This is a genomic window from Pseudomonas costantinii (assembly GCF_001870435.1).
GTDB lineage: Bacteria > Pseudomonadota > Gammaproteobacteria > Pseudomonadales > Pseudomonadaceae > Aquipseudomonas > Aquipseudomonas costantinii.
Window position 1 is genome coordinate 128,738 of record NZ_MDDR01000066.1, and the last position, 12,407, is coordinate 141,144.

Annotated in this window: 13 protein-coding genes; 9 read left to right on the top strand and 4 right to left on the bottom strand. The window is 58.0% G+C overall.

The genetic code is table 11. The annotated features are described in order from the left end of the window. Positions 1-35 precede the first annotated feature (35 nt). Positions 36-257 (top strand): YgdI/YgdR family lipoprotein, encoded by a 222-nt coding sequence (locus tag BFL40_RS32115; RefSeq protein WP_071487717.1) that lies wholly within the window; start codon positions 36-38, stop codon positions 255-257. 54 nt (positions 258-311) lie between these two features. On the opposite strand, the gene BFL40_RS32120 is transcribed toward BFL40_RS32115, so the two are convergent. From BFL40_RS32120 to BFL40_RS32135, 4 genes are all read right to left on the bottom strand, one after another. Continuing rightward, positions 312-1,202 carry a pseudouridine synthase gene (locus tag BFL40_RS32120; RefSeq protein WP_071487808.1) on the bottom strand — a complete coding sequence of 297 codons (891 nt, stop codon included), beginning with the start codon at positions 1,200-1,202 and terminating at the stop codon, positions 312-314. A 72-nt stretch (positions 1,203-1,274) separates the two neighbouring features. Then, positions 1,275-1,610: a transcriptional regulator gene (locus BFL40_RS32125; protein ID WP_071487718.1), complete on the bottom strand. Its 336-nt coding sequence runs from the start codon at positions 1,608-1,610 to the stop codon at positions 1,275-1,277. Between the two features lie 74 nt (positions 1,611-1,684). Next, a complete protein-coding gene (locus BFL40_RS32130; RefSeq protein WP_071487719.1) occupies positions 1,685-1,921 on the bottom strand; it encodes a glutaredoxin family protein in 237 nt (78 codons plus the stop codon). A gap of 103 nt (positions 1,922-2,024) precedes the next feature. Then, complete coding sequence (locus tag BFL40_RS32135) at positions 2,025-3,233, bottom strand: ammonium transporter (RefSeq protein ID WP_071487809.1); 1,209 nt, start codon at positions 3,231-3,233, stop codon at positions 2,025-2,027. 346 nt (positions 3,234-3,579) lie between these two features. Here BFL40_RS32135 and BFL40_RS32140 point away from each other — a divergent pair, with 346 nt between their 5' ends. From BFL40_RS32140 to BFL40_RS32175, 8 genes are all read left to right on the top strand, one after another. Then, on the top strand, positions 3,580-3,894 hold the full coding sequence (locus BFL40_RS32140; protein WP_071487720.1) for an ElaB/YgaM/YqjD family protein: 315 nt from the start codon (positions 3,580-3,582) through the stop codon (positions 3,892-3,894). A gap of 2 nt (positions 3,895-3,896) precedes the next feature. Next, positions 3,897-4,283, top strand: coding sequence for a phage holin family protein (locus tag BFL40_RS32145; RefSeq protein ID WP_071487721.1), 387 nt, complete (start codon positions 3,897-3,899; stop codon positions 4,281-4,283). Then, positions 4,280-4,621: a hypothetical protein gene (locus tag BFL40_RS32150; RefSeq protein ID WP_071487722.1), complete on the top strand. Its 342-nt coding sequence runs from the start codon at positions 4,280-4,282 to the stop codon at positions 4,619-4,621. The genes BFL40_RS32145 and BFL40_RS32150 overlap by 4 nt, the downstream gene beginning before the upstream one ends. A gap of 92 nt (positions 4,622-4,713) precedes the next feature. After that, the gene (locus BFL40_RS32155) at positions 4,714-5,877 is read left to right on the top strand and encodes an EAL domain-containing protein (RefSeq protein ID WP_071487723.1); all 1,164 of its coding nucleotides are present in this window, start codon (positions 4,714-4,716) and stop codon (positions 5,875-5,877) included. Between the two features lie 72 nt (positions 5,878-5,949). After that, complete coding sequence (locus BFL40_RS32160) at positions 5,950-7,281, top strand: deoxyguanosinetriphosphate triphosphohydrolase (RefSeq protein WP_071487724.1); 1,332 nt, start codon at positions 5,950-5,952, stop codon at positions 7,279-7,281. Between the two features lie 171 nt (positions 7,282-7,452). Then, the gene (locus BFL40_RS32165; protein WP_071487725.1) at positions 7,453-7,845 is read left to right on the top strand and encodes a response regulator; all 393 of its coding nucleotides are present in this window, start codon (positions 7,453-7,455) and stop codon (positions 7,843-7,845) included. A gap of 256 nt (positions 7,846-8,101) precedes the next feature. Further along, entirely contained in the window at positions 8,102-8,725 is a 624-nt protein-coding gene (locus tag BFL40_RS32170; RefSeq protein ID WP_071487726.1) for a response regulator transcription factor, read from the top strand. A gap of 8 nt (positions 8,726-8,733) precedes the next feature. Continuing rightward, entirely contained in the window at positions 8,734-12,372 is a 3,639-nt protein-coding gene (locus tag BFL40_RS32175; RefSeq protein ID WP_071487727.1) for a transporter substrate-binding domain-containing protein, read from the top strand. Positions 12,373-12,407: the final 35 nt, after the last annotated feature.

Below are 12,407 nucleotides of genomic sequence, written 5' to 3' on the forward strand. Positions count from 1 at the left end.
CAGCAATCAAAAAGTATTCTCTCGGAGACAAACTCATGACTCAACGGACCATCGCCGCTTTCATGCTTGCACTGGGCCTCGCTACCCTTGCCGGTTGCGCCTCGCCTGCAGTGATCACCCTGAATGACGGTCGCGAAATCCAGGCCGTCGACACCCCTAAATATGACAAGGCTTCGGGCTTCTACGAGTTCGAACAACTTGACGGCAAGCAGACCCGTATCAACAAGGATCAGGTTCGCACCGTTAAAGACCTGTAAGTCTTAGCGTTTGCCAACAAGGCCCGCCTCGCGCGGGCCTTGTCGTTTCCGGGGTTACCAGTCGAGGGTGATCCGGCTGCGGAAACTGCGCTCTTCACCGGTAACCGGGTCGATAAAACGCACGCCCTGGGCCAGCAGTTTGAGTGGGTTGGCGTAATCGTCCTCGGCGTCCTTGATCACTTCGGGGTAGAACGGGTCGTTGCAGATACTCGCCCCAAGCGCGGTCATGTGCACGCGTAGCTGGTGCTTCTTGCCGGTGACGGGGAACAGGCCGTAACGCCATAAATCGCCATTTTTTTCGCGCACTTCCACAGCCGTTTCGGTATTGCTGACGCCGGGCCCTTCCTGCATGCGAAAGAACGGTTCGCCCTCTACCAAACGGCTTTTGTGCACCCTCGGAAACGTCAGCCCAGGCAAGGCCGGGGCGATAGCTTCGTAGAATTTGTCGATGCGACGCGTGGGAAACAGCTGTTGATACGCCGAACGGCTTTGCGGGTTGGCAGAGAACAACACCAGCCCTGCTGTGTGCCGGTCGATGCGATGCAGGGGCACCAACAAGGGGTTGTCCAGACGGCGAATCAGGCGACGCAGCAGGGTTTGCTCGACATATTCACCGGCGGGCGTAACCGGCAGGAAGTGTGGTTTGTCGGCCACCACCAAGTGCTCGTCGGCGTACAGGATGGTTTCCTGCGCCGGAATAACTTTCTCGTTCGGCACTTCGCGAAAGTAATAGATGCACAGGCCTTCCTTGTAGGCCAGGCCCAGGCTGATCGGGCTGCCGTTAATGTCGAGTACCCGACCACGGGCGACACGGTCCAGCCAATGTTCACGGCTGATAGCCGGGAAATGCTCGCACAGGCAATCCAGTACCGTCGCCCAAGGGCCAGGTGGCAAATACAAGGTGCTGGCTTGGTGCTCGGACGCGGAGAAACCGGATGTGGACATGAAGATGCTCGAAACCTGGAAAAACAGGCGGGCATTATCCCGCACAGAGCAGGACTCAGCCTAGGGCGGATCTCAAGCCTTGGCCAATTCGGCCCGCAGGATCGGAGATGCACTGGCGGCGTCGGTGAACTCCTTGAGCCAGCGCAGCACATCTACCGCTTCCCAGCGACCGGGATCATAGAGTGCGTACAACAAACCCTGGTAACCCACCACATCTAATTGCTTGTGATAACCGGCACGCTGAAACAACGCCTCGATCTCGGCAAAGCAGGTATTGAAATGCACTTTGTTAAATGGCGTCTTGCCTTCCGTGACCAGGCCATCGAGGCGCAGCTCATTCACCGCGTCGCGCACGATGTCGGCGGACATGCGATTGACGCTGCTTTTCAGTTGTTCAACATTCACCACGGGCGTTCCCTCCACTCAGTCACTGTACAAATATACAGTAACTTAATATTTGGAAACTCGCCATCGGATAAAGCTTAACGAAGGAAGGCAACAACCTGCTCAGTGTCAAATGGCCAATCCAGCTCCGCACCCGTGTCCACCCGGCGAAGTACCGGAATCCTTAGCCCATAGGCTTCTGTCAGGTCTTCGGGATCGGCGATATCCACCAGTTCCACGAGCAGCCCATGTTCGACGAGCGGCATAACTTCAGCTTCGGCAATTTCACACAGGTGGCAACCCAGGGTGCCGAAGAACTGGCATTCAGGAAGCATGACGAAAGGACCTAATCAGGGGTAGGCGCCCATTTTAGGCGCACTTAGTAACGGTGGCGAGCCGATAAACCCTGATCCAGATCATCAAACGAAGAGGCACCGATTAATCCTGGCTGACCGCGCCGATCTTGTGGATCGACAAGTCCGCGCCGTAGTACTCCTCTTCCTGGCTCAGGCGCAGCCCGTGCACCCGCTTGATCACGCCGTACACCAGCAGGCCACCGACCAGCGCCACCACCACGCCGAGCGCGGTACCGATCAATTGGCTGATCAAACTGACACCTCCCAGTCCACCCAGAGCCGTCTGGCCGAAGATGCCGCAGGCGATGCCGCCCCACACGCCGCACAGGCCATGCAGCGGCCATACGCCCAGCACGTCGTCGATCTTCCAGCGATCCTGGGCCGCAATAAAACACCAGACGAACAGCCCTCCGGCGACTACACCGGTAACCAGCGCGCCCACCGGGTGCATCAGGTCGGAACCGGCGCAGATCGCCACCAGCCCGGCCAACGGACCGTTATGCAGGAAGCCCGGGTCGTTGCGGCCAATCACCAAGGCCGCGACAGTGCCGCCGACCATGGCCATCAGCGAGTTGACCGCCACCAGGCCACTGACGCCATTCAGGGTTTGCGCGCTCATCACGTTAAAGCCGAACCAGCCAACGATCAGAATCCACGACCCCAGCGCCAGGAACGGAATGCTCGACGGCGCGAATGCCACCAGACGCCCTTCCCTGTATCGCCCGTTACGCGGCCCCAGCAGCAACACCGCCGCCAGCGCCAGCCAGCCGCCCATGGCGTGTACCACCACAGAACCGGCGAAGTCATGAAAGCTGGCACCAAAGGTCGCGAGCAGCCAGGCTTGCAGACCGAAATTGCCGTTCCACACCATGCCTTCGAAAAACGGGTAGATAAACGCCACGATCAGCGCGGTGGCACACAGTTGAGGAGCGAACTTTGCACGCTCGGCAATACCTCCGGAAATGATCGCCGGGATCGCCGCCGCGAATGTCAGCAAGAAGAAAAACTTCACCAGGCCATAACCGTGATCGGCGCTGATCACCGCCGCGGGTTGCATGAAGCTCACGCCGTAGGAGATCCAATAGCCTATAAAGAAATAGGCCAGGGTGGAGATGGCGAAGTCGCTGAGGATCTTCGACAAGGCGTTGACCTGGTTTTTCTGGCGCACGGTGCCGACTTCCAGAAACGCGAAGCCGGCGTGCATGGCCAGAACCATGACCGCACCAATCAGAATGAACAGGGTGTTGGAGCTGTGAACAAGAGTGTCCACTGCACTTTGCAAATTTTCCATGGAGGTTGGCAGGCCTGCATTAAAGGCAAAAAGCACCAAAGCGGTTCAAGCCGGCGTTTCGCGCACTAAATTGGCACCACCGGTCCCACCCCTCTTCAGAGGGTGTGAACCGCTTTAGCGCAGCGATCAACGCAACAGGCCTTTCCCGACAGGGTTTTTCCGCGAGTTTCAGTTATTTAGGGTAAGGTTTTTGGAGGTTTGCGACCCGACCGCCCAGATTCAGCGCAAGCCTTCGAGCATGCGCACCAAGGCAAAGCAAAAGCTGTACCAGAGAACCGCACTGAACCTTCACCGATGCCGGTGACTCGAAACCACATGTACAGATCAGCCACTCACGGAGATAACCATGGCCAGAAAAACAGCAAAGACTGCTCAAGAAATACTGTTGGAAGATTTTCAAACCCTGGTGAGTGACACCGAAAAACTGCTGGACGACACCGCCGTCCTGGCAGGTGACCAGGCAGACGAGCTGCGCACCAAGATCCACGACAGCCTGCTCAAGGCCCGCGAAACCCTGCAGCTGACCGAAGACTCCTTGCGCGAGCGCGGCCAGGCAGCCGTGACCGCCACCGAAGATTATGTGCAAGCCAACCCTTGGCAGTCGGTCGGCATCGCCGCCGGCGTGGGCTTTTTGATCGGCCTGCTGGCTACAAGGCGCTAATCATGTCTATCGGCGAAACCGGCTCGTCCACGGGCCCAAGCTCCACTTCACGACGCCTGGGCGCGGCGGTGCTGGGCTTGCTGCACAGCCATGTCGAGTTGTTTGGCATCGAGCTGCAGGAGCAGAAGTCGCGCACCGTCAGCCTGCTGCTGTTTGCCGGCCTCGCTCTGGTGTTTGCCCTGTTGTTGCTGGTGGGGTTGTCGGCGCTGGTGATGATCCTGGTGTGGGACACCTACCGCCTGACCGGGATCATCAGCCTCTGCGTGTTCTACATTCTGGCCGCAGGGTTCTGCGGGTTGCGCCTGAAAGCGGCGATATTCGATGAGTCCACGCCCTTCCACGCCACCCTCGAAGAGCTGGCCAATGACCGGGAGCGCCTGTTGCCATGAGCCTGACTGAAATCCCGCAAAACACTTCGCGCCGGGAAATGCGCAAGGCGTTGATTCGCCTGCGCATGGAAATGCACCGTCAGGAAATCCGCCACGAAACCCAGCAACTGATGGCGCCCCTGAACAAGGTGCGCAACATGGGCCAGAACTGGCAGGACAGCCTGGGTATCAAGCACGCTCCGCTGTGGGGTGTGGCGGCGGTGACACTGATAGGTTTCTTGACCGGCAAGGGCGCCAAGGGCGGCAGTATCAGCAGCCTGACGCGCCTGGTGCGACTGGGTGCCGGTTTGATCCCGCTGATCAAATTGGCCATGCAAGGCGCTTCGCGTAAAGGTTGAGCCCCTCTGGCTGCATTCTTGCAGACAGAATCGGCCCGGCCCTCGAAAACGAGGGCCGGGTCTTTTTTCGCCAGTTCAATTAAGGAGGCCCTGTGATCGACGGGCAACCGCTCGCCTGCTTCCAGCCATTCATCGATACCGCCACCGGGCGCATTGCAGGCGTCGAAGCCCTCGGCCGCCTGCGCCAGGCTGATGGCCGCTTGCAATCCGTAGGCCCACTGTTTGCTGACCCGCGTACGCCCGGCGCGACTTTGCGTCGCCTCGACCGGCAGATCCGCGACAATGCCTTGAGTCGCTTGCATGAAGCCCCTGAGGACTGGTTTCTCAGCTTGAACATCTCGCCACGCTGGATCAACCGCCTGCGTCCCGGCCAAGCCTTGCCCAGCCTGAAACAGCTGCACGCGCATGGCGTCGATCCGCGACGCATTGTGTTCGAGATCACCGAGTTGGGCGGCGACATCCAGCGCCTGGCCGACGTGGTAGCACGCTATCGCGAAGCCGGTGCACGTATCGCCATTGATGATTTCGGCGCCGGCTACTCCCAGCTTGATCGAGTGTTGGCGTTGCAGCCGGATATTCTCAAGCTGGACATGCGCCTGTTCCAGGAAGCCGCTCGCGGCGGGCCGAGCAGTGAGGTGGTGCGGGCGCTGGCACAAATGGCCGAGAAGACCGGGTGCTGGATCATTGCCGAAGGGGTGGAAACCGAGGCCCAGTTGAACTTCGCCCTGGAGTGCGGCGCGCGGTATGTGCAGGGTTATCTGTTTGCCCAGGCACAGCTCGATTGGTTTGCCACTGACGCCTTCGTGCCACGCTTTGCCCAACTGCGTACGGCTTATGTCCAGCAAAAGCTGGCAGAACGCGGACGCGTCATGCAGTTGCGCCTGCAATTGGTCGAGTTGATGAAGATCCTGCAAACCTGGGCACAGGGCCAGGCACCGCTCAGCCAATTGCCACAACTGCCGGATTTCCCCTGGTTGTTGCGCTTTTACCAATGCGACCGCCATGGCACTCAACTGACGCCCAACTTCGAGTGGCGCCAGGATGCCTGGCAGGCCGACAGTCGCTACCTGGGCCACAACTGGTCGTGGCGACCCTACTTCTATCACCTGCTCGCTGAAGGCTGGGAGGAGCGGCGCCTGACTCTTTCCTCGACCTACCGCGATGCCACCACCAATCAGTACTGCCTGACCGCCGGACAATTCTTCGATAACGGTCAGCGTTTGCTGTTAATCGATATCGACGCAGCCGGCCTGTAGATTTTCGCTTGCCCCGCCAGGACGGAACCGGGAAGCTGGGCGGTGTCATTCACCGCACGGAGAGTACCCGCCTTGGATTGGCCCACCCTGCTTACCCGAGAACGCCTTGGAAAGCCCCTGCACAGCCCTGAAGAGTTGGGCCGCAGCCCATTTCACAAGGACCACGACCGCATTATTTTCTCCGGCGCGTTCCGTCGCCTGGGCCGCAAGACGCAAGTGCACCCGGTGTCCAGCAACGACCATATCCATACCCGCCTGACCCATTCCCTGGAGGTCAGTTGCGTCGGCCGTTCCCTTGGCATGCGTGTAGGCGAAACCCTGCGCAGCGCCCTGCCCGACTGGTGCGACCCGAGTGACTTGGGCATGGTGGTGCAATCGGCCTGCCTGGCCCATGACATCGGCAACCCGCCGTTCGGGCACTCCGGTGAAGACGCCATTCGCCACTGGTTCCAACAGGCTGCCGGGCGCGGCTGGCTGGATGATATGAGCAGTGCCGAGCGTAACGACTTCCTCAATTTCGAAGGCAATGCCCAAGGCTTTCGGGTGCTGACCCAGCTTGAGTACCACCAGTTCGACGGTGGCACTCGACTGACTTACGCCACATTGGGTACTTACCTGAAATACCCCTGGACCGCGCGCCACGCCGACTCTTTGGGCTACAAGAAACACAAGTTCGGCTGCTACCAGAGCGAGCTGCCGATCCTTGAGCAGATCGCCCACAAGCTCGGCCTGCCACAGCTGGAAGAACAGCGCTGGGCCCGTCATCCGTTGGTCTACCTGATGGAGGCCGCCGACGATATCTGCTACGCATTGATCGACCTCGAAGACGGCCTGGAAATGGAGTTGCTGGAATATGCCGAAGTCGAGTCGTTGTTGCTGGACCTGGTAGGTGACGACCTGCCCCAGACGTATCGGCAACTGGGTTCGCAGGACTCCCGCCGACGCAAGCTGGCGATCCTGCGCGGCAAAGCCATCGAACACCTGACCAATGCCGCGGCGCGAGCCTTTGTTGAACAACAGGACGCTCTACTCGCCGGCACACTGCCTGGCGACCTGGTAGAGCACATGCACGGCCCCGCCAAACGCTGCGTACTGGATGCCAAGGACATGGCGCGTAAGAAAATCTTCCAGGACAAGCGCAAGACCCTGCATGAAATCGGCGCCTACACCACGCTGGAAATTCTGTTGAACGCCTTTTGCGGTGCCGCCCTGGAACAGCATGGCGGACGCACGCCATCGTTCAAGAACCGGCGCATCCTCGATTTGCTGGGCAACAGCGCGCCTAACCCCGCTTGGCCGTTGCACGCCTCGTTCCTGCGTATGATCGACTTTATCGCTGGCATGACCGACAGCTACGCAACCGAGATGGCACGGGAGATGACCGGGCGTTCCAGCCCGCAGTGAAGATGACGGTCACGCCGCCTGTTCCCCGAACGGAATCTGCCTACGACGGGAACAGAGCGGCCTGATCGAGTTCGCACAGCCATTCGAGGAATAATCACGCACGCTTCCGGCTGACTTGGCGAGTAATTCCTACGCCCCCCCATCGATGTTTGACTGACCTGTGTGCCCTCTATGCTCAGACACCCTCTTCGAATCCTATTGGTGGAGGATCATCCTTTTCAACTCCTGGCCACTCAATGCCTGCTCAAAAGCTTCGGCTTCGATCAACTGACACTCGCAGAAAATGCCGAACAGGCCATCCGCTCGATGTCACAGTCCGAGGAGCCCTTCGACCTCATGCTGTGCGACCAATGCCTGCCTGATTTACCAGGGCTGGATCTGGTGGAAATTGCCAGTCGCCGACAGTTTATAACCAGCGCCATTCTACTGAGCGGACTCCCCCCGACAGAACTGTTCAACCTGACAACCCAAGCCTTGCAACGCGGCCTGCCACTGCTTGGCTATTTGTCGAAACCATTGAACAAAGACGAACTTGCAAAGCTCATCGCTCCAATATTCCGATGATGAATGTAGGACTTTAAACACCACCCACCTACGAAAAATCGCCTGAAAGCCACATCCCCCCTTGGCACTGCCACTGACTGCGCTGATTCAAAATTTACTTACAACCGACCTCACAAAGCCTTAACAAGTGGTAGGCAGTTACCTTTTTTGCCGTAGGATTTCTCCTGTTTTATACCTACTCCCCCCAAGGTTCATACTCCCCCCCAACTTCTGAGCTAATGTGCCCGCTTTATTTGCACTTGCATGGAATGTGATTATGAACACAGTTTTTATCATTGATGACCACCCCGTTATCAGGCTGGCAATTCGAATGTTGTTGGAACACGAAGGTTATAAAGTCGTCGGCGAAACAGACAACGGTTGTGACGCGATACAAATGGTTCGTGAATGCCTCCCAGATTTGATCATTTTAGATATCAGCATTCCGAAACTGGACGGCCTGGAAGTGCTTTGCCGATTCAATGCAATGAACACCCCGATGAAAACACTCATCCTGACCGCCCAGTGCCCAACGCTGTTCGCCACCCGCTGCATGCGCTCGGGCGCAGATGGCTATGTGTGTAAAGAGGGTGATCTGAGTGAACTACTAAGTGCGATCCGCGCCGTATTATCCGGCTACAACTACTTCCCCAGCCAGGCGTTGAATACCAGCGGACTGGAGAGTAACTCCGAGGAACTGGAACTGTTCAAGACAGTGAATGATCGAGAGTTAATGGTCCTGCAACTTTTTGCACAAGGCCGCACCAACAAGGAAATTGCCAAAGGTATGTTTCTAAGTAACAAAACCGTCAGCACCTATAAAAAGAGGCTTATGCAAAAACTCAAAGCCACATCCTTGGTAGAACTTATCGAGATGGCAAAACGAAACGCGCTAGTGTGAGAAATCGGATGCCCAGGCGTATAAAGGACTATTTGATTATATTGATTGCCGGTGTGTGCATCAGCACTGCCGTGTCCGCAGCCTCTGAAGCTGGCCCGGTACACTTCACCTTATTGAGCCGCGCAAGTCCCGTTCAATTGGACATTCAACTGGATAAGGCTCAGCGCCAGTGGCTGCAGAACAAACGCGAGTTGGTGCTAGGTACTGCGGCACCCGACTACCCACCCTTTGATCTGACCTCCAGTGGTCATGACTACGAGGGTCTCACCGCCGATTACGCAGGGCTGTTGGCCAAGACTCTGGCCTTGCCAATAAAAGTGTTGCGCTACCCCACTCGAGAGGCGTCGATCCGTGCCCTTGAAACCGGCGAAATTGACTTGCTGGGCTCCTCCAACGGCTTTGAGGCGGCGAACCCGAACCTTACGCTGTCAGAACCGTACGCCGTGGATCAACCGGTACTGGTCACCCGCGAAGGCGAAACACGCAGCCTCAGTGAGGGCTTGGCCGGGCTACGCGTGAGCCTTGTCTACCATTACCTGCCGCTGAACGAAGTGGCGAAGTTGTACCCAAAGGCAATCATCCGAGCCTATCCGTCTTATCAGAATGCCTTGAATGCGGTCGCGTTCGACCAGGCCGATGTATTCCTGGGGGATACCATCTCCACCCACTACATGATCAACAAGGGCTACCTGAAGAACATCCGTATGGCTAATTTCGGCAAACATGAGGCTTATGGGTTCAGCTTTGCCATGCGTCAGGACCAGCGCATTCTCTTGAGCATCGTCGATGCAGTGCTGGCAGCCGCCCCCATCAACGAACGGGACAGCATTGCCAAACGTTGGAGCGCTGGAAGCGATATCTTGCTGACCGACCAGAAGCTGCAACTGACTCAGCGCGAAGAACGCTGGTTGAATGACCATCCAGTCGTAAAGGTGATCGTCAACGAGACATTCGCGCCCCTGACGTTTTTCGACGCCGATGGAAACTTTCGCGGTATCACCGCAGACTTGTTGGAATTGATTCGCCTGCGCACCGGGCTACGTTTCGAAATCCAGCGCGGCCGTGAAGTCAATGCCATGATCGAACAGATCGGCAGCGGCAAAGCCGACATCATCGGGGCCATCGTTCCCAGCGCCGAACGAGAAACTCAACTGAGTTTCAGCCGCCCTTATCTTGAAAACTCCTACGTGCTGTTGACACGCAAGGAGCCCGGCGCGCCCTTGAACCTGGAACAGATGGCTGGTAAACGCTTGGCGATCACCCAAGGCAACCCACTGAAAAAAATCCTGCACCAGGATTTCCCACAGATTCAACTGGTGGAAGCCAGCGACACCTTCAAGGCATCGGAGTTACTGGCCCAGGGGCAAGTGGAAGGCGCGGTGAACTCGCTGGTGATCGCTAACTACTTCCTGTCTTCGCAAGTGTTCCAGGACAAACTGCAGATCAGCACCAGCGTCGGCACCCTGCCGGCCACCTTCGCCCTGGCGACTTCGCGCAAGGCTACCGAATTGAGTTCGATCCTCGACAAAGCGTTGCTCAGCATTGCCCCGGACGAACTGGGCATCATCAATAGCCGCTGGCGAGGCTACACCTCCGCCTCCGACAGCTACTGGCGCAACTACCACCAGTTGATCGCGCAAATCATCATCGGCACCGGGCTGCTACTCCTGATTTCCCTGACCTGGAACGCCTACATGCGCCGACAGATCAAACACCGGAAAATGGCCGAGCGCGCCCTCAACGATCAGTTCGAGTTCATGCGCGCGCTGGTCAACGAGACCCCGCACCCGATCTATGTGCGAGATCGCAGGGGCTTGCTGCAGACCTGCAACGACAGCTACCTGCAAGTGTTCAACGTCAAGCGTGAAGACGTGATCGGCAAAAGTGCGATCCAGATGAACATGGCCCTGGAAGCGGAAGCGGCGCAATACCATGCCGACTACCAACGGGTAGTGGCAGAAGGCAACCCGCTGATTCTCGATCGCACCCTGCATATTCACGATAAAAAACTGACTATCTACCACTGGATCCTTCCGTACCGTGACTCCGTTGGCGAAGTCCAGGGCATCATCGGTGGCTGGATTGATATCAGTGAGCGGCGCCAGCTATTCGATGAGTTGCGCGCCGCCAAGGAACGCGCTGATGAAGCCAACCGGGCCAAAAGCACCTTCCTCGCCACCATGAGCCATGAAATCCGTACGCCGATGAACGCTGTGATCGGCATGCTGGAACTGACCCTCAAGCGGGCTGACCAGGGCCATCTTGATCGCCCGGCCATAGAAGTGGCCTACAACTCGGCCAAGGATTTGCTGGAGTTGATCGGCGACATTCTGGACATTGCACGCATCGAGTCCGGCCGCTTGAGCCTGGCGCCGGAACGCGTGAACCTGCGAGAGGTCATCGAGTCGGTGGTGCGCGTGTTCGACGGCCTGGCACGCCAGAAAACCCTCAGCCTACTACTGGAATTCAAGCCCGAGCTCGACGATACCGATGTGCTGATCGATCCGTTGCGCTTTAAGCAGGTGCTGTCCAACTTAGTGAGCAATGCCATCAAATTCACCGAGCGCGGGCAGGTGAAAATCAAGGTAGACGTGCAAGTCACCGACATACCACAGCAGGTCGAAATGAAACTGGTGGTGGAGGACACAGGCATCGGTATCAGTCGGGACGACCAACTGCGCCTGTTCGAACCCTTTGCCCAGGCCGATAACTCCGGGCACCTGGCCAGGAGCGGCGCAGGCCTGGGACTGGTTATCTGCCGCAGCCTGTGCGCGATGATGGGCGGGCAACTGAGTCTGAGCAGCGTGCCCATGGTCGGCACCCAAGTGCACATCAACTTGAAAATGACCCGTCTGCAGCCGGTGCAAGCCGTGGACGAGCTCAAGCCGGCGCCCCCCGCACCCGCCCCGGTACTCAACGTACTGGTGGTGGATGACCACCCGGCGAACCGCTTGCTGATGTGCCAGCAATTGGGCTACCTGGGACATCAGTTCACCGCCGCCCAGCACGGTGCAGCGGGGTTCCAGGCCTGGCGTCAGGAACGTTTCGACCTGGTCATAGCCGACTGCAACATGCCCATCATGAACGGCTATGAGTTGAGTCGTTCGATCCGTGAGTACGAGCAGCGAGAACAACTCCCGCCTTGTGTCGTGCTGGGCTTTACGGCCAATGCCCAGCCAGAAGAGAAATTACGCTGCGCTGAAGCAGGCATGGACGACTGCCTGTTCAAACCCATCAGTCTCACAGCGCTGGAGCGGCAATTGTCGCAGATCAAGCCGCAGTCTTCCGGCATACAGCTGGACCTCAGTAGCCTGGATGCCCTGACGGGAGGCGATCCACAGTTGAGCCGCCGCCTGCTTGAGGAGTTGTTGAGTAGCAGCAGTCATGACCGCCAGGAACTGGTCACCTTATTGTCTCGGCAGGCTTCACATCAGGACATTATTGACCAGGCCCACAAGATCAAGGGCGCCGCACGCATCGTGCAGGCCGGCGAGTTGGCTGGCCAATGCGAGGCGCTGGAGCAGGCGTGTGCCCGGGGAGATGATCGGCCAACGATCGAAACCAGCATCAAGACCTTGGAAAAATGCATGCTTGAATTAGAGAGGATGCTACAAATGCGCCTTAATGGCCTGCACTCCCCGCAATAGGCAGGAACGAATGAGTCAACTCGCCCCTGCCACGA

What these genes read in the sequence shown, in the direction of transcription:
- BFL40_RS32115 (WP_071487717.1), top strand. Translation starts at nt 36, where the DNA reads ATGACTCAACGGACCATCGCCGCTTTCATGCTTGCACTGGGCCTCGCT.
- BFL40_RS32120 (WP_071487808.1), bottom strand. Translation starts at nt 1,202, where the DNA reads ATGTCCACATCCGGTTTCTCCGCGTCCGAGCACCAAGCCAGCACCTTG.
- BFL40_RS32130 (WP_071487719.1), bottom strand. Translation starts at nt 1,921, where the DNA reads ATGCTTCCTGAATGCCAGTTCTTCGGCACCCTGGGTTGCCACCTGTGT.
- BFL40_RS32135 (WP_071487809.1), bottom strand. Translation starts at nt 3,233, where the DNA reads ATGGAAAATTTGCAAAGTGCAGTGGACACTCTTGTTCACAGCTCCAAC.
- BFL40_RS32140 (WP_071487720.1), top strand. Translation starts at nt 3,580, where the DNA reads ATGGCCAGAAAAACAGCAAAGACTGCTCAAGAAATACTGTTGGAAGAT.
- BFL40_RS32145 (WP_071487721.1), top strand. Translation starts at nt 3,897, where the DNA reads ATGTCTATCGGCGAAACCGGCTCGTCCACGGGCCCAAGCTCCACTTCA.
- BFL40_RS32150 (WP_071487722.1), top strand. Translation starts at nt 4,280, where the DNA reads ATGAGCCTGACTGAAATCCCGCAAAACACTTCGCGCCGGGAAATGCGC.
- BFL40_RS32165 (WP_071487725.1), top strand. Translation starts at nt 7,453, where the DNA reads ATGCTCAGACACCCTCTTCGAATCCTATTGGTGGAGGATCATCCTTTT.
- BFL40_RS32170 (WP_071487726.1), top strand. Translation starts at nt 8,102, where the DNA reads ATGAACACAGTTTTTATCATTGATGACCACCCCGTTATCAGGCTGGCA.
- BFL40_RS32175 (WP_071487727.1), top strand. Translation starts at nt 8,734, where the DNA reads ATGCCCAGGCGTATAAAGGACTATTTGATTATATTGATTGCCGGTGTG.